The sequence below is a fragment of the uncultured Aquimarina sp. genome (assembly GCF_947492115.1).
Taxonomy (GTDB): domain Bacteria; phylum Bacteroidota; class Bacteroidia; order Flavobacteriales; family Flavobacteriaceae; genus Aquimarina.
On record NZ_CANLMM010000013.1, the window covers coordinates 1 to 17512 of the forward strand.

A 17512-nucleotide genomic window follows, 5' to 3' on the forward strand; every position below is an offset into this window, starting at 1 on the left:
AATTATTCATAGAATCTTTGCTATAATAAAAAACCAAACTGCTTATAAAAACAATTTGGTTTTGTCATAGAAATCAGACTGACAACAAGAACACTTAATTTAATAATATAACCCTTGGTTTGGCAATGAAAAAAAGAAAAACAGTTTTAAAGAATAATCGTTTGTTAATGCATAAACACACGCTTCTAAAAACTCATTCTAAACGTAACATTAGGCGTAATACCCAAAGACTGTTGGCGTATGATATCTAACTCCGCATCGCCATCTGCATTTTCATCTAATTGGTAATTGATCGCAATAGGTACTTGTCTATTGTAGAGATTTAATACAGAGACTCCAATCTGTCCTTTCCAATCTTTATTTTTTATAATATCAAAATGATAGGTCAGAGAAGCATCTAACCGATGATAATTAGGCAAGTTTAGCGCATTGGGTGTGCCAAATTCGATCTCCTCATCTACCAGATCAGCATCGGTAAAAGGAGCACCAGACCTCCATAGCCAACCCAAAGAAAACTCCCAATCCTTTATTTCTAAAGTATTCGAAATCCTAAAATTATGAGTAATATCATTATTGCCCGGAAAAGAAGCTTCCTGAAATTCTGGAAATGTATATTCAATATTGTTAAACGTATACCCAATCCAGGTTCTAAAATTTTTAAACCTTCTTTTTAATAAAACATCCACGCCTACCACATCACTTTCTCCGGTAGATAAATCATTATTAATATTATTAAATCCGTTGGTAAGCGAAGTCAAGCCATCAATATTTTTGTAATAACCATCGATTTCGAAATTCCAATTGTTTTTGGAGAATAAGAACCCTCCAGAGAATTGTAAGCTTTCTAAAACAGGTATGTCATCATTATCCGAATGAATCCATAAGTTGTTTTCTAATCGTAGTTGGGTATCTTCAAACTCTACTAATTGGCTGATAGGTTGATATCGTAGTTCTCCAGTAGCTTTGATACGCAAAGAATTTGTAATCGGATATTCTATATTAATACGCGGTTCTACATAGAACTGATCCACCACCGAATAATGAGAAGCACGAAATCCAAGGTTCACAGAACCTTTTTGATCAGTGGTGTATTTATAATTGCTATAAAGCGTGTTCGCACTATTTTTTATGAGGTCTGTTTCATTAATCGGAGTTTCAAAAGTTCCCTCTCTGGTAACGGTATAAGATACTTCGTTGTTAGAAAACTGATATCCCAATGCTAGCGAGTGTTTGTTGTTAAATTTGTACTGCAAATCCACATCAAAACCAATATCTTCTACCGTATTTTTTCGGATGGATTGCTCCTCGATAACCGTTTCTTGTGTTTCTGTAAAGTTATAATCAGAATCATACTTAGAATAGTACCCTTTGATATTCGCCTCAATGTTTTTAAAACTGGTATGAATCCAAGAAAAACTGAGGCCTTCATTTTGGATCGTAAGATTATCTCGTAGTCGATCTTCTTCATTATTAATCTCAAAAGCGAGATCGTTTTTGGTATAAATTCCACTTACGCTAAGGTTATTATGCTCAGTTATGTCTGCAATGAGTTTTACACTAGTATCGTAGAAAAAGAAATTGTTATCTGAGACTTCTTCCTCGATTTCATCTTCTTCCTCTGCATCAATGGGATTTAAAGCTTTGGTGATTTTAGTGTTCTGAAACACTTTTTCGAAATAAGCGGAATAGGTAGGTGTTTCGAGATAATCAGTGTACGCCCTTCTTCCAGAAACAATGACTCCTATTTTTTTTCCGATAGGAGCTTTTAGAAATAGATCCGCATGCGTACCATTAATACCAAGACCACCTTCTAGTTTTTCAGGAATTTTGTAATCACTAGTGATATCAATTACACCAGAAACTCTGTCTCCGTATTTAGGATCAGCACCACCTTTAAATATTTTCGCATCTGATACTACATAGGGATTAAATGCAGAAATTAACCCAAATAAATGCCCAGTATTATACATTTTTATATGATCCCAAAGGATTAGATTTTGATCAGGAGAACCTCCTCTAATCTGAATTCCTGTGGCGGTTTCATCCGGACTGTTGATACCAGGAATGGATTGTATACTCTGGAAAACATCGGGTTCGATTTGTCCTGGTAAGATTCCTAATTCCTCATTGGTGATGATAAGGGATCCATCGATATTTTTTCCCAGTCCTTTGGTAATGTACTCTATGATAAGTACTTCGTCTAATGTGGTACTTTCTTTTATCAACTGAATGCGTTGGCAATCTGATTTTTTAAAAGCAGTGACAGGAATGGCTTTTTCGCTATATCCTACATACTGAATGGAGATGGTAGCAGTTTTATTAATTTTTTCGAATATGAAAAAACCATTTTCATCGGAGATCACACCTTCATTAGATTCGTTTATCACAATAGTGGCATAGGATAGAGGACTGTTGGTTTCACCATCATACAGATATCCACAAATGGTTGTTTTGGTATCAGGCATACTCACCGTAATTTGTCTTTCAGAAATCTTGTTATACGAAAGTTTTGTTAGGGATTGTAGCGTAAGCAGTATCTCATCAATAGGAGTATCTTGGATCTTAATAGAAACGGATTTGCCTTGTATAATATCATTGCTGTAAGAGAAAATAAGTCCGTAAGATTCAGAAATATCGGTAAGTACTTCTTGTAATGGAGCATTTTTATACTCCTTTACAATTTGTGCTTGGGCTGAGTAGGTTACTAGTAAAAGGAATACAATTGCTTTCTTCACGCTTGTTGTATTAAATAACAGTGGGAGTTTTTATTTATTAGACAGTTTTACCTCTTTTCCGTTTACGATATATTCAATATTCATAGGAACCAGTACAGATTCTAAAGCAAGGTTGACATTGTTATGTACAAAGCCTCCAGAAAACAATTTATTTTCGTCTATAGAGGTTCTCACAAAAGTTACGTTGTATTGTCGTTCTAACTCGTCTAACACTTCTTTTAGTGGAATGCTATTAAATAGACTTTCTCCTTGTTTCCATAGTGGTTGGGTCTCTGAAATTTTCACTTTATTTAATGTGTTATCCTTTAGAAGAACAGACTCGCCTTGTGTAATGATTTCTTGTACATCAGCACTGGTTTGCACTTTCACTTTTCCTTCATAGCACGCCACTTCAAAAATGTGATCTCTAGACTTTACATTAAAAATAGTTCCTAGTACTTCGACTTCTCCAGCGGTAGTTGCTACTGTAAAGGTTTCTCCTTTTTTTACAGTAAACAATCCTTCACCTTTTAAATCTATTTCTCGGTTTTGAGACCAAAAGAAACGATTGTACGATAGCGATGATCCTGCATTTACATCCGCTTTGCTACCATCTGGAAGAGTGATGGCAAGTTGTTCTCCATTAGCCGCTTCATGGGTAACTTTATTAAAAAATAATCCTATCACTAGCAGTATGGATGCTGCAGCAGAAATGGTGTAAATAATAGGTTTTAATGGAATAACTTTCTTCTTTTTTTGATGTTGTAATTTTTCTAAGGTTACCGAAAGAGAGGTTTCTTCATCAAAAGGAGGCGCATGAAAATACTCCAGCCCTTTTACAATTTTCTCATAATCTTCAAGCTCTTCAGATGTAGAAAATTGTGCTAGCTCATCATTGGTTAAATCATTGTTTAACCATTTTGCCAAATATGGATCTTTATCCTCTTCCATGTAGTGTAGTTATGTTTCGAATACTCAGATGTTTTAAAAATATCATACAGGTTTAATATCCGTATAACCGGCGTTTAGCAAAATACCCTACCTCGCTTAAATATTTTTTATAATCTTTCTTAGTTTTTTAAGGGCATTGTGCATTCTTTTTTCTACTGCTTTTACCGAAATCCCTAGCATTTCGGCGATTTCGTTATATGTTTTTTTATCGATTCTATTAAGTAAAAATACTTCGCGTTGTGCTTCAGAAAGATCTCCAATAGCATTTTGAAGCTTTATCATAAACTCCTTTTCTTCTAGAATAAAATCTGGAGATTCATGGTTTCTGTCTCTATGTGAAAGTTTGGAGTAGGCTAATCTTACTTTTTGATGTTCTACCTGATTTAAAAATAAATTGGTAGATACCTTATATAGAAAAGCTCGTGCTTTTTCCAGGATTACTTTTTTACAATTATTCCATAAACGGATAAAAGATTCTTGCATGATATCTTCTGCCTGGTCAGGGTCTCCACATTTATAATAGATATGATTTCTGATGGTTCTGGAGTGCGTTTTGAACAATTCGTTAAAGACGTCTTGTTCACAAACAGATTTGGAGGATACACTCATATGTGAATTTTTTTTTCGGTGCAGGGTAGGGTATTTTTTTTCTGCCCGGTTATACAGCCAAAAATAACTTATTATGAATTCCAAAACAAATCTTAGAACTGTGGTACTCCTAATTACAGTGATCGCCTTAACCTCTATTGCTTTTAAATTAAAACCCATCATATCTAGCTATGATGATTTTAATCCAGACAAAGTTTATAAAGTAAACTACAATTATTTTTTTAAGTCTGGAAATAAAAATACTTATGTAAAAGCATTTGTTCCGAAGAATAATTCGAGGCAAAGAATTTCGATAGGAAGTATCTATTTAGATAGTACGCTACACTTTAGTAAAAAGGAAGAACAACACGAAAATCTAAGAGCTGTTTGGAGTACTGATAGTAAGGATTCATACCATAATGTGAATTATGAGTTTATTTTCGAAGGGAAAGATAAAAGCTATATCATCCCTAAGAATTTTCTGAAAACTGCTGTTGGATATGAGTTGTTTTTACAACCTACAGCAAATATTCAGTCGGATCATGATATGATCACGGATTTAGCAAAACAACTGGTACAAAATGTTAGTACTGATAAGGAAATAGTTAGCAACGTTTTTGAATATGTTTCTAGCATTCCTTCGGCACCCATTATTACCCTTACGGATGCGCTCACAACGATTAAGCAGAATAGAGCTTCCTGTAATGGGAAAAGTAGGTTATTTGTAGCTTTATTACGGAATTTAGGATATCCAGCTAGAATTAAAGGAGGAATTATAGCTGAGAATACAACCAAAAGAACATCCCACGTATGGGCAGAAGTGCTTATCAATGAAAATTGGATTCCATTTGATACGCTCAACAATCATTTTGCATATCTACCCTCCAATTATTTAGAAATATATCAGGGAGATGAGTTTTTAATCACACACACTTCTGGAATTCAGTTTGATTATACTTATCAGATCGAAGAAATGAATCACATAGCTTTTTTGAAGATGAACTCTGAAGAAATTTCAAAGCTGTCTGGTATTTCTCTTTGGAGTATGGTTGAATCTGGAATTATCTCGAAATCTTCCTTACATCTATTATTACTATTGCCATTAGGAGGATTACTAGTAGCATTTTTAAGAAATGTTGTTGGGATAAAAACCTTTGGAATTTTTCTTCCTGTTTTAATTGCATTTTCTCTGTTACATACTGGTTTTTTTACAGGAATTATACTATTTGTTGGATTGATTCTATTGGTTGGTTTGATCTCGTATCCATTTGATTCTATTGGATTATTGTATACGCCTAAACTGGTAGTTTCTCTCACTATTATGGTAGGTTTAATGATTATTGCTACGAATATTGGGTTAACTTTTAATATCAGTTGGTTAACTACATTAACATTTTTTCCAACGATCATTTTAACCATTGCGGCCGAAAGATTTTCTAGAGCTACGGTCGAAGATGGCTATAAAATTGCAATTGATAAGCTGTTCCAAACGATCTTGGCTACAACACTATGCTATGGATTATTATCCTGGAAAGTACTGCCTTCTATCCTTATCATTTTTCCAGAAATTATTCTACTCATTATAGCATCAGCAATGCTTCTAGGAAGATATATAGGAATTCGATGGACAGAATTATACAGATTCAAACCTGTACTACAATAGGTGTTCTTACCCTATAGCGAACATACTTTACAACAATATACCATCAATAAACAAAAGACTATGCTTTCCACATTTTTAAGAATAAAACCATCCAAAAAAAATGAAGTGGTGGGTTTAAACGAAAGGAATATAAAATTCATCTATCCCAATAATAAGAAAAAGGATTATCCCTTGGCGGATGACAAAGTTCGTACCAAAGAAATTCTACATCAGCATCAGATTCCTTGTGCTAAAACATATGCAGTCGTAGCGTATAATAATGATATCAAAAAAGCTTGGGAAGTATGCAAACAATATGATGCGATGGCGATTAAACCCGCAAATGGATGCGGTGGTGGTGGAATAAAAATTATTAAAAGAGATCGTAATGGGAATTGGATCAGTAGCGAAAAAGTAATTACAGAACGACAAATATTTCAGCATATGGCTGCGATCATTATGGGATTCTTTTCTCTAGGTTCTCATGATAGGGTTTTGATTGAAGAATGCATAGAACCACATCCCTTTTTCCATAAAATTTATCCGGCGGGAGTTCCTGATTTTAGAATCATCACACTGCATCAAAATCCCGTTATGGGAATGCTAAGAATGCCAACGGATAGATCCGATGGAAAGGCAAACCTTCATCAGAATGGAGTAGGGATTGGAGTGGATTTAACTGCGGGAACATTAACGGAAGTGTATGATGGTAAAAATTACTTTGATCATCATCCCGATAGTGGATTTGTGATACAAAATATGCCTATTCCATATTGGGAAGAGATTCTGAAAATATCTATTGATACGGCAAGAGCTTTTCCTCTAAACTATCTAGGGATTGATATCGTCATAGACAAAAATAAAGGACCTCAGATTATGGAGATCAATGTGCGTCCAGGATTAGGGATTCAACTCGTAAATAAACAAGGATTAAAAAAAGCAATCAAAGAACAAGTAAAAAACTATTAAAAAGGAGAAGAAATTTATGAATACAATAAAGATTTGGATGACCGTTTTGTTGGGGTTTATATACATAAAATCATTTAGTCAGATTAAAAACACCTTCAATATTGGCACTGAAGGTGGCTATGAATACAATTATTTCAGAAGTCCAAAAGAGATACGAACTGATGAAGGAATTTTAAATGAAAGTGATTTAATATCAAGTAGTTTTTATCAGGATGTCGAAGCGGATTATAAATTTAGATATCGATGGAAAAACAATCGATTTAGAATTTCGGCTAATCCATTTGCAAGGATTTTTTATGAAGACATGGATGATAGCTATTGGAGTCTTAATACGGTAGCAAAATATGATTATAAGTTTAATAGAAAAACCGCTCTTATTGCCGAAGCTCGATTAATGAGAATGAATAGAGAAGGACTTGGAGGAGATCAAGATGTGCTTATTAATCCATTAGGATATACCAATTACGGAGGAACATTGGGAGTAGAATTTGCTCCGATCAAAAACAATGAGAGTTCTGTAGAAGGGTTCTATAATTTCAGAAATTTTGATGCATTTGGTGTCAGAGATTTACAATATAGTGAGTTTGGTGTGCAGCTAACTTCTGTGCAAACGTTTAAGATAGGTCGTTTGAAACATAAAGTAGGACTAAGTATTTATGCCAAAAAAAGACTGTATGATACCTTTAATACTAGTGATGTAGAACCCGACGGAGAAAGAGATTGGGATTATGTAAAAGGTACCTTGTCTTATGGATTACCAATCAATAAATACTTACAACTAAGACCTAGTTTTGTGTATTATATGCGTATCGATAATTCTACGAATCGCTCTGGATTTAATCAATTCGGTCCAGGAATCTCACTGAGATATAAGAATAAACGTACTAAAGTGCGCAGCTCTTTTTCATTTATAACTCGAGATTACACAGATATTGAAGCAAGAAATACAGAAGGAACAATTGGAGAAAATTTAAAGTATGAGTATGCTAACTTTCAATTAAATGCATCTCAAAAAATAGGTGGCGGTTTTTCTATCACGACTACGTTGTTTTCTAGAATTAGAAGTACAAATTATACCGATATAGACGCCAGGTCATTTAGGAATTATAGAAATCAATATGCTGGTATAGGCATATTGTGGGAGTTTTAAGATTTCTCCCGAATTGATGGTTGGTTTTTTAGTTAAGCGTTACTTTTGTAGCGCTTAATTTTTTATATATAACAAGCAAAATATTGGAGTATGGCTAGAGACGAGAAGCTTAAAGAACGATGGGAGATACTAGTTCAAAAATTATCTGCTCAATTTGGTGATGGTGAAGAACTGGATTTGGATGCAATCATATATTTAATAGGTGTTCAGGAATTGGGTCAAGTGCATCGTAGATTTAAGAAAGATGAAAAATTGGATCTCATGCATATCGCTATTTGTAGATTGTTAGAACCTTATGGATATTATGAATTCGATTATTTTGATGATGATGGCTGGCCTCATTATATCGTAAAAGAACAACTACCAAATCTAAAAGCAGGAGAACAATCCGTTTTAATGAAAGAAGCTATTGTGAATTATTTTTTGGCGAGTGAGTATATTTTTTAAAAAATGACGCAACCAATCGAAGAACTTGTCATCTAAGGAAGGTAATTATTAAAAAAACTATCTAATGAAAAAGCTTATTGTATTATTTGTAGCGACTCTTTCTTTATGTATTACTTCTTGTGGAAGTGATGATGATGGTGTAAGTCAGGATGCATTAATTGGTTCTTGGCAATTTTCTCAAGAATTTGAAAATGGAGAATTGATTACTTCAGATCCTTGTGATCTTCAGGATGTGGTAACTTTTAATGCTGATGGAACGTTTACGGGAAGATCTTTTGAGGATGATGGAACAGGAACTTGTGTAGAGTTGGAAGGAATTACAGGTACTTGGGAAAATGGTGGAAACAATGTATATAGTTTTACCAGCGATGGGGAAACCGATACAGAAACTATTACTTTTTCTGCAAACACTTTTTCTATTGAGTACTCAGAAACTTTCGAGGGTACAACTACAGTATACAGAGAAGTGTATACAAGAATCTAAATTATAGACAAGATAAACCAAAAAAGGGAACCAAGTAGGTTCCCTTTTTTTATTGATATCTAATATTAGTAATTATCTACTCATGGCATACCAGCAAGCCGAAGGAAGATTACTAATTAAGTCTTTTAATCCTTTCATATCAATAATCAGAATTCCAAAAAATAACTTTTTCATATCCGGCAATTTTTAATTAAACATTATACCATAGCTAACTTTTAGCTATGCACCAATACATTACATTTATTTAGTTAGGTAAGGTCGTTTGGGAAGATTGTATTAACAGATTTACTATCTATTTTAATACATTTAAATATAACAAATTATCAAAGTATTTTCAAGAGTTTTAACGAGCTTTAACGATCTTTTTTACAGTCTTTTATGCTTTTTATGGTTGTAATCAGTTTTTAAGAGAATAAATATCTTAGGCAGAACCGGTTTTTGTACAAAAAGTTTCATTCGCTAGGCCATCTTATCTAGTAAATGACAATATTCTTCTTTGCATTTTCTAGTTGCATGATAGTGCATGACAACACAAAATACTTTTGGAAGAGTGATTTTTCTTAAAAATGAACATTTTATTGGCTAAATCATGCATTTTTTAGATCACATGTATGATTTTATGTATTACAAATGTTAAATTTGCCCTCTCTAATAAGCACAAGATCATGATCGACAAGATTAAAGAGTATATATCGGAAGTTGAAGATTTTTCAGCAAAAACCAAAGAAGAAGTAGAGGCATTCAGAATAAAATTTTTAGGCCGTAAAGGTATTGTTAAAGATTATTTTGAAGAATTTAAAAATATAGCTAATGATCAGAAAAAAGAATTTGGTCAGACGATAAATAATCTTCAAAATAAGGTAAAGCAAAAAGTTGAATACTTAAAAGACGAATTAGAATCTAAAGAAGAGGAAAAAGGAGCTTATGGAGATCTAACAAGACCATCAGAACCCATAGCTCTTGGTTCTAGGCATCCGATATCATTGGTAAAGAATCAGATTATAGATATATTTTCTCGTATTGGTTTTAATGTAAGTGAAGGTCCTGAGATTGAAGATGACTGGCACAATTTTACTGCACTTAATTTACCAGAATATCATCCAGCACGTGATATGCAGGATACATTCTTTATACAAACCGATCCTGATATCTTATTGCGTACCCACACGTCTTCTGTGCAGGTGAGATATATGGAAGAGAATAAACCACCGATCAGAACGATTTCTCCAGGGCGAGTATATCGAAATGAAGCTATTTCGGCAAGGTCACATTGTTTTTTCCATCAGGTAGAAGGATTGTATATAGATAAAGACGTTTCTTTTGCAGACCTAAAGCAAACATTACAATATTTTACTACCGAAATGTTCGGTAAATCTAAGATCAGACTACGTCCATCTTATTTCCCGTTTACAGAACCAAGTGCAGAGGTGGATGTGTATTGGGGACTAGAGACCGAAACGGATTATAAAATGACCAAAGGAACGGGATGGTTAGAGATCATGGGTTGTGGCATGGTAGATCCTAATGTCTTAAAAAACTGTAACATAGATCCAGAAGAATATAGTGGTTTTGCATTTGGTATGGGAATCGACCGTATTGCATTATTATTATACGGAGTTTCGGATATTCGTATGCTTAGCGAAAATGACGTACGCTTTTTAGAACAGTTTAAATCAGCCTTGTAATTGAGAAAGGACATAGAAATACCTGTTGTAAAAGACGTTCACATTGCTGTGGTAAAAGAATGGAATGAAGAGTTCGGTGGATATGATTGGAACTCATATATTATTAATGATCAAGAAACACCTATAGAAATGGTATTTGTGGTAACAAAAGGCTACAATACCGAAAAAAAGACTTCTTTATTACGTCACGGAATAGGTACTGTAGAAGCTAAATCATCTGCTAAAATAGAGATGATCCAAGAAGAGTTGTTTGTAATGAACAATGAGTTTGCGGTTTCGTTCTTTTCGGAAGGTAAATTATATGATAAGAAATACATCTTCAGAAAAAACACCATAAATGAAAATGCTTTTCGTGATCTTCCTGTTATGGAACAACGTGGTGTTTTGGTTTCTTAAATAATTCAGTTAAATAACTTCCTTAAAAACAGGTAAATACCCTGTGTGTAGATGTGCGTAAGGATGTACATTTGTCTCATATTTCGTAATTAAAACTTCACAAATAACTTTATGGTGCATTAAGCATTTATAAAGTTATCAAAATCTTCCCCAGTATCATTGGTATACCAACAGCCGATGGTGGTGGGGATTTTTTAATCTTAAAACCTAAATAATATGAAAAAAGTATTTTTTTTAGCGATAGCAATAACGATTGGGGTATTCTACGCATGCGAAAGAGAAACTGTAGAAGAAAAAACAGAAGTTGAAGCCATTGAAGCTGTAGATGCAACAGAAATTGAAGGCAAAAGATATGGTAGATGTTTCTATTTAATAGAGCCTGGATTGAAGTTTCAAGGGAGATGCTATACTACATTTCCAAGTATCTGTAAAATGTACAAAATTTGTATACCAGATATTATATATGATCCATGTTGGTTCGTACCGTGCTGGATAGATATTTTTGACCCTTGGATTATTTATGAAAAGATAGATCCGAGAGAGTTTATTTCTATCAAGGATAAATTGGAATTGGATATAGATCCAAAAGAAGCCGTAATTCCTTTTGCTTTAAATGAAAGAATTGCTGGATTACAAGTATATAACGAAGAGGGTATACTAAAAGGAGAGACTTTTGTAATTAAAGAAAATCTCGTTTTGGATGCTGAGGTTTCTAAGGAGCTTGGATTACAGGGGAATGTGGTAAAAGCAGGAGAGTATCCTGTTATTATTAACAAAGAGAGTGAAACTTTTAATGTCATTTTGGCTGTAGAAAAAGGTTTCGAAAGATAATATTCATGTAAAATCATCTTAAAGATTGAAATCCACGATGTGGATAAAAAAATGTTGGTAAAAATAAAGGCTGGTATGTAATACACATATCAGCCTTTTTATAAAATGATTATTCCTTTTATTCTTGTACTTCAAATATAATAGGTAAGGAGTATAAAACACTTACAGGAGCTCCATCTTTAATTCCTGGTTGCATTTTAGGTAACATTTTTATGACACGCGAACCTTCTTCTTCTAAGCTAGGGTGAGGCCCTCTTACTTTTATATCCTCGATATCTCCGCTCTTATTTATTTTAAATCGCGCATATATTCTTAATCGTCCTGTTAAGCCAATGTCGTTACCAAGTTTGGTATTAAACTCATTTGCCACATGCTTACTTATTTCTTGGGAAAAACATTTTTTAGCTTCTGCACCAGATAGATCACTACAATTAGGATGTATTGGAGCAGCATCTAATTTCATGAAAGGAACACCTTCTACTTCTACTTTTTCAGTGATTATAGGTTTTACTTTAGAAATAGTTTGCATTAAATTCTTGAAAATCTCGATGTTTTCAGGAGTTAATCCGTTTCCGGGCATACTATTTATATCCTGCATCAGTGTAGAAAATAGTTTCTCACTTTCTTCGGTATAAGCACCTTCATTTTCTATCTTATTTAAGAGATACTCTGCTCTTTCAGTAAGGGTTGTTAGAGGAACCTCTTTGTTTTCTATTACGTGCTGATCTTCAGAACAAGAGCTATATACTAACATGGCTGCAATGACTGGAATTAGCAATAAATATTTTAATTGATAGATTTTTTTTGATTTTGACTTTTGTAACATAACTAGTCGACTTTTAATTAGTGAATGATTAAAAAATGTATTGATAAATGATATTTTTTCGGTTTGAAAAACCTGTGATAAAAGGTCTTGGTAGTAAGCTTTTTTATTAGTGATAGAAATAGCTTTGGCATCTGCGATATACTCCTGAAGCATTGCCATTCTGTTTTGATATATATAGATTAATGGATTGAACCAGAATAATATGCGGAGTATTTCGAAAAAGATGAGATCAAAAGAATGATATTCTTTTACATGAATTTTTTCATGTTCTATCACATTAGTTTTTTTCAGTTGTGATAGGTTATTTCCTATATAAATGGTTTTAAAAAAGGAAAAAGCAGCGGTTGTATTAGGCAAGGAAACAAATGTAATATCTTTGGATTTTACTTTGGTTCCTGTCTTTTTTAGTCTTACAATTTTAAATATTTTATAGATAAATAATAATAAACTGGCTGTTATACCTACATACCATATATATCCTAATATGGGTATTAGTGAGTAATAATTAAAAGCCTCGGTTTGGGAAGCTATAACTACTTCTGGTAGGTTATAAACTTGCATTGGCGAACTCGTAATCAATACTTCTGGCAATTGAATACTATACGTATCTGGGATGGTATTTCTAATAAAATCGAACCTAAGTAAAGGAAGTAGTAAGCTTAAAACTGGTGTGAGAAGCAAGTAGATTCTATTCCAATTAAAAAAGGTTTCTTTTTTAAGAAATAGGTCATAGGTTAATAAGAAAAGTAATTGAAATGCAATGATTTGTAAAATGTAATGTATCATGATATTATTCTTCTTCCTGATTAATTTCTTTGAGAGCGTCTTCCATTTCGGCAATGCTGATATCATTTTTCTTCATAAAAAATGAAACCATGCTTTTAAAAGATCCCTGAAAATATCCATCGATTAGTTTTGTAATACTTTGATTGCTGTATTCAGTTTTCTGGACTATAGGAATATAAATGTGAATTCTCCCTTCTTTTCGGTAGTTTACAAAACCTTTATCTTCTAGAATCCTTACGATGGTTGATACAGTATTATATGCTGGTTTAGGTTCTGGCAACTCTTCAAGAATCTGAACTACACTTCCTTCATGCAAATCCCATAGGATTTTCATGATGTCTTCTTCCGCTTTCGTTAATTGTTTCATTTTTGAATGATTTTTACTTTCAAACTAAGGTCTTAGTTTGAGAATGCTAATGTAAACTAAATATTTAGTTTGAACTAATATTTTAGTTTTAAATTTACATTTTAACATGAATTAGGATCGCATTAAAGGTGTTGAGAAGGTAGAAAAGCCTTTAAAAATGGTAGTTTATCGCTTAAAATAAAATATTAAAAACAAATTAAGAATCTTGCGATATAATCACTTGATCCTATTGTAAAATGAGAGTTTTAGAGATATTTTTTCTTATTGTTATAACAGTTTTACCTTTTATGAAACGACCATTACTTCAGGTAGCATCTAAAAGATATATTATTTATTTTCTTCTGGTACTGACCGTATTACACCTTCTAATAGATGGTTGGCGCTGGCAGATGTTTCCTGCTTATGTAATCATGGCTATTCTGATTTGGAGAATTAGTCGTATTGATTTTATGAAGACCGTTAAGCCAACCTTTATTCGCGTTTTTGGATATCTATTATTGGTTTTAGTTCTTGTTGTAGGATGGTTTATACCACAAGTACTTCCTGTTTTTTCTTTACCAGAACCAACAGGTATATACCAAGTAGGAAGTAAATGGACACACGTGAAAACTGACCTTGATGAAGTAATTACAAAGGATCCTTTTGATAAAAGAGAACTCATGGTAAAAATGTGGTTTCCCACCGATGATATTTCAAAAGGCGAGAGAGAACCTTATGTAGATGAGGCTAATCGGTTAGGTTTTATCAGAAAGTATAGTATGGGAATTTTACCTTCATGGACCATCAATTACCTAGATCGAGTAAAGACCTATGTGTATAAAGGAGCGCCTATTGCCCAACAGAAGTTTCCTGTCTTAATTTTCTCTCCAGGTTATGGTTCTAAATCTACAGGGTATTATGCATTATTATCGGAATTAGCAAGCCATGGATATATCATTGTTAACGTATCCCATACATATGAGAGTTTAGGGACTACTTTTCCAGATGGCACACAGAAGTTTTTTGATTATGAATATCAGTACGAACAAGACGCTTCATCTATGGAGCATATCTTGCCAATAAAAGAAGCATTTAGCAAAGATATTTCTTTTGAGGAGCGTCATAAAATACTAAGAGAAGCCTCTAAAGACTATTTCGTGACTCATATTGTAGAAAGATGGTCTAAAGACTTAATATATGTTATAAGTCATTTAGAAAAATTGAATACTGACGGATTTTTCAAAGAGCGACTAGATTTAGATAATATTGGGGCTTTTGGACATTCTAGAGGTGGTGGAGCTGCAGGACAAACAGCGTTAAAAGACAAAAGAGTAAAAGCTGCTGCTAATATAGATGGGATTCAATGGGGTGAAATGATGGATACGATATTTCAAAAACCTTTTCTTTTCTTATCTGCAGACTGGCCCGAAGATCACGAAAATATAAGTGCTCATGCATATGTAAACAAGAGTACCGATTATTTTTATGAATGTAAGTTGCTGACGTCTGGACATCCAAACTTTATGGATATTCCTCTTATGATCCCGCTACAATTGCTAGCAGGTACGGGTACTATTGATGCAGAACAAGGCTTAAAAATAACTAATGAGTTGATAGTTGAATTCTTTGATAAACACCTAAAAAAGGATGTTAAAGCAGATCCTTTTAAAATCAGGGAAAAGTATAATTTATTAGAAATGAAAGTTCATAAAGGAGATTCTATTAAATAGTAAAGTAGATATGAAGATAATTTTATTTCTAAATGTTTACTTCCATATTATGGTTTACACTAATGGTCAAAGAACTTCACAAGACCACAACGATTAAGAGTTGTAAATGGTCTGGGAAGTTCTTTTTTATTTTTTAACTTAAAACCATATAATCATGAAAAAACGATCAATAGTAATCATTGGGGCAATGTTATTTGCGTTAGTAGCTTGTCAAAAAGAAAATGTAACAGAAGAAACTGGTATTTCGGAAATGAATGTAGAACAAAATAGTATCGATCTACAGGAAAAAAGATCTGGTGAGTTTTGTAGATTTACGTTACAGATTGATGCTCGAAGTGTAATTGATCCTATTACAGGAAATCTTGTATGCCGATATAGTGCAGGTAATGTTTGCGCTATTGTAGAATGTATACCTGATCCAGATATTATTTTTGAATTACCTCCAGTTATTTGGGATCCATGTTTAGTAGTTCCGTGTGGCATAGATTTTATAGATCCTTGGATCATCAATGAACGAATCAACCCTAAAGAGTTTAGATCCTTTAAAGAACTCTATGAGCTAAGGATAGATGAAAGCGTAGAAGGTATTCCGTTCGCATTAAATAAAAATGTATTGGGAGTACAGTTTTATGAAACACCAACATCTGGGTTACAAGATCATGAAATTGCTTATGGAGATCCAACTCCGCAACCAAGTGTATTCTATTTGGAAAACAAAATTGTTTTAGATCCAGTAATGGCGAAAAAAATGGGATTACAAGGAAATGTGATTCTGCCTGGAAAATATCCTGTTATGGTTAACAAGGAAGATAAAACACACAATTTATTGGTAGTAGTAGAAAATGGATTCTAAACATTTAATTGCGTAGTAAAAAATGAAAGCCAGTTCTAGAACAACTGGCTTTCTTATATTTTATGTATGGCACTAATTAGTATCCCACTTTTTCACGTACTCTAGAAAGTACTTTTGCGGCTACTTCTGAAGCTTTTTTTGCTCCAACTGCTAAGGCTTTATCTACTTCTTCAAGATTTTCCATATAGTAGTTGTAGCGTTTACGCTCTTCGGCAAACTTGGTTATTAAAAGTTCGTACAATGCTTGTTTTGCATGTCCATATCCGTAGTTGCCTCCTTCATAATTTGCTCGCATTTCTGATATTTCATCAGGTGATGCAACCAGTTGATACAAGGCAAATACATTACAAGTATCTGGATCTTTAGGTTCTTCTAGAGGAGTACTATCGGTTTGAATAGACATAATATCTTTACGTAATTTTTTGTCTGGTAAAAATAGATTAATAGTATTTCCTTTAGATTTACTCATTTTAGCTCCATCAGTTCCTGGAACGTGCATGGTTTCTGATCTAAACTGAGCTTTAGGTAAAACAAAAATTTCTCCTACTTTATTGTGTATTCTTTCTGCTACATCACGTGTAAACTCTAAATGTTGTTCTTGATCTTTTCCCACAGGAACAATTTCAGCATCATATAATAAAATGTCCGCTGCCATTAACATAGGATAAGTGAATAACCCAGCATTTACATCTTCTAATCGATCCGCTTTATCTTTAAAAGAATGTGCTAAGGTCAACCTCTTATACGGGAAAAAACAATTAAGGTACCAGGCAAGTTCTGTTACCTGTGGAACATCGCTTTGACGATAAAACACAGTTTTTTCTATATCTAAACCAAAAGCTAACCAGGTTGCAGCAGTAGAGTAGGTATTCTCCCTTAATATGTTAGCGTCTTTAATTTGTGTGAGCGAATGCATATCTGCAATAAATAAGAAAGATTCATTCTCTGGCTGATTTGCCATCTGAATTGCAGGAATGATTGCACCTAGTAAATTTCCTAGATGAGGAGTTCCTGTACTTTGCACTCCTGTTAGAATTCTTGCCATAGTATTTTTTAGTTTCCGGCAAAGGTAATTTTTTTGTTCACATACCTCAAACCAATTATGTATTTTTGA

16 protein-coding genes are annotated in these 17512 nt (G+C 33.4%); 10 read left to right on the plus strand and 6 right to left on the minus strand.

The window, feature by feature from the left end:
- Nucleotides 1-185: 185 nt before the first annotated feature.
- The 3 genes from Q1A73_RS22990 to Q1A73_RS23000 form a co-directional block, all read right to left on the minus strand.
- Nucleotides 186-2735 (minus strand): carboxypeptidase-like regulatory domain-containing protein, encoded by a 2550-nt coding sequence (locus Q1A73_RS22990; protein WP_299610716.1) that lies wholly within the window; start codon nt 2733-2735, stop codon nt 186-188.
- A 30-nt stretch (nt 2736-2765) separates the two neighbouring features.
- Nucleotides 2766-3665, minus strand: a complete 900-nt coding sequence (locus Q1A73_RS22995) for a FecR family protein (RefSeq protein WP_299610719.1) — start codon at nt 3663-3665, stop codon at nt 2766-2768.
- Nucleotides 3666-3761: 96 nt separating this feature from the next.
- On the minus strand, nt 3762-4274 hold the full coding sequence (locus Q1A73_RS23000) for an RNA polymerase sigma factor (RefSeq protein ID WP_299610722.1): 513 nt from the start codon (nt 4272-4274) through the stop codon (nt 3762-3764).
- Nucleotides 4275-4347: 73 nt separating this feature from the next.
- On the opposite strand from Q1A73_RS23000, the gene Q1A73_RS23005 reads away from it, so the two are divergent.
- The 8 genes from Q1A73_RS23005 to Q1A73_RS23040 all read left to right on the plus strand — a co-directional run bounded on the left by Q1A73_RS23005 (nt 4348) and on the right by Q1A73_RS23040 (nt 11857).
- Nucleotides 4348-5916, plus strand: coding sequence for a 7TM domain-containing protein (locus Q1A73_RS23005; RefSeq protein ID WP_299610724.1), 1569 nt, complete (start codon nt 4348-4350; stop codon nt 5914-5916).
- Between the two features lie 60 nt (nt 5917-5976).
- Nucleotides 5977-6864, plus strand: coding sequence for a sugar-transfer associated ATP-grasp domain-containing protein (locus Q1A73_RS23010; RefSeq protein WP_299610727.1), 888 nt, complete (start codon nt 5977-5979; stop codon nt 6862-6864).
- Between the two features lie 16 nt (nt 6865-6880).
- Nucleotides 6881-8014: a hypothetical protein gene (locus Q1A73_RS23015; RefSeq protein WP_299610730.1), complete on the plus strand. Its 1134-nt coding sequence runs from the start codon at nt 6881-6883 to the stop codon at nt 8012-8014.
- Nucleotides 8015-8104: 90 nt separating this feature from the next.
- Entirely contained in the window at nt 8105-8461 is a 357-nt protein-coding gene (locus Q1A73_RS23020; protein WP_299610732.1) for a hypothetical protein, read from the plus strand.
- A 64-nt stretch (nt 8462-8525) separates the two neighbouring features.
- Nucleotides 8526-8945, plus strand: a complete 420-nt coding sequence (locus tag Q1A73_RS23025; protein WP_299610734.1) for a lipocalin family protein — start codon at nt 8526-8528, stop codon at nt 8943-8945.
- A 665-nt stretch (nt 8946-9610) separates the two neighbouring features.
- Nucleotides 9611-10630 carry a phenylalanine--tRNA ligase subunit alpha gene (gene pheS, locus Q1A73_RS23030; RefSeq protein ID WP_299610738.1) on the plus strand — a complete coding sequence of 340 codons (1020 nt, stop codon included), beginning with the start codon at nt 9611-9613 and terminating at the stop codon, nt 10628-10630.
- Nucleotides 10631-11026 carry a hypothetical protein gene (locus tag Q1A73_RS23035; RefSeq protein WP_299610740.1) on the plus strand — a complete coding sequence of 132 codons (396 nt, stop codon included), beginning with the start codon at nt 10631-10633 and terminating at the stop codon, nt 11024-11026.
- Between the two features lie 216 nt (nt 11027-11242).
- On the plus strand, nt 11243-11857 hold the full coding sequence (locus Q1A73_RS23040; RefSeq protein ID WP_299610743.1) for a hypothetical protein: 615 nt from the start codon (nt 11243-11245) through the stop codon (nt 11855-11857).
- 118 nt (nt 11858-11975) lie between these two features.
- Here the strand turns inward: Q1A73_RS23040 and Q1A73_RS23045 are convergent, their stop codons facing one another.
- Nucleotides 11976-13469 (minus strand): M56 family metallopeptidase, encoded by a 1494-nt coding sequence (locus Q1A73_RS23045; protein ID WP_299610745.1) that lies wholly within the window; start codon nt 13467-13469, stop codon nt 11976-11978.
- Nucleotides 13470-13473: 4 nt separating this feature from the next.
- Nucleotides 13474-13836, minus strand: coding sequence for a BlaI/MecI/CopY family transcriptional regulator (locus Q1A73_RS23050; protein WP_299610748.1), 363 nt, complete (start codon nt 13834-13836; stop codon nt 13474-13476).
- Between the two features lie 287 nt (nt 13837-14123).
- On the opposite strand from Q1A73_RS23050, the gene Q1A73_RS23055 reads away from it, so the two are divergent.
- On the plus strand, nt 14124-15545 hold the full coding sequence (locus Q1A73_RS23055) for a hypothetical protein (protein ID WP_299610751.1): 1422 nt from the start codon (nt 14124-14126) through the stop codon (nt 15543-15545).
- Between the two features lie 154 nt (nt 15546-15699).
- Complete coding sequence (locus Q1A73_RS23060) at nt 15700-16398, plus strand: hypothetical protein (RefSeq protein ID WP_299610753.1); 699 nt, start codon at nt 15700-15702, stop codon at nt 16396-16398.
- Between the two features lie 76 nt (nt 16399-16474).
- On the opposite strand, the gene trpS is transcribed toward Q1A73_RS23060, so the two are convergent.
- Nucleotides 16475-17443, minus strand: coding sequence for a tryptophan--tRNA ligase (gene trpS / locus Q1A73_RS23065; protein ID WP_299610756.1), 969 nt, complete (start codon nt 17441-17443; stop codon nt 16475-16477).
- Nucleotides 17444-17512: the final 69 nt, after the last annotated feature.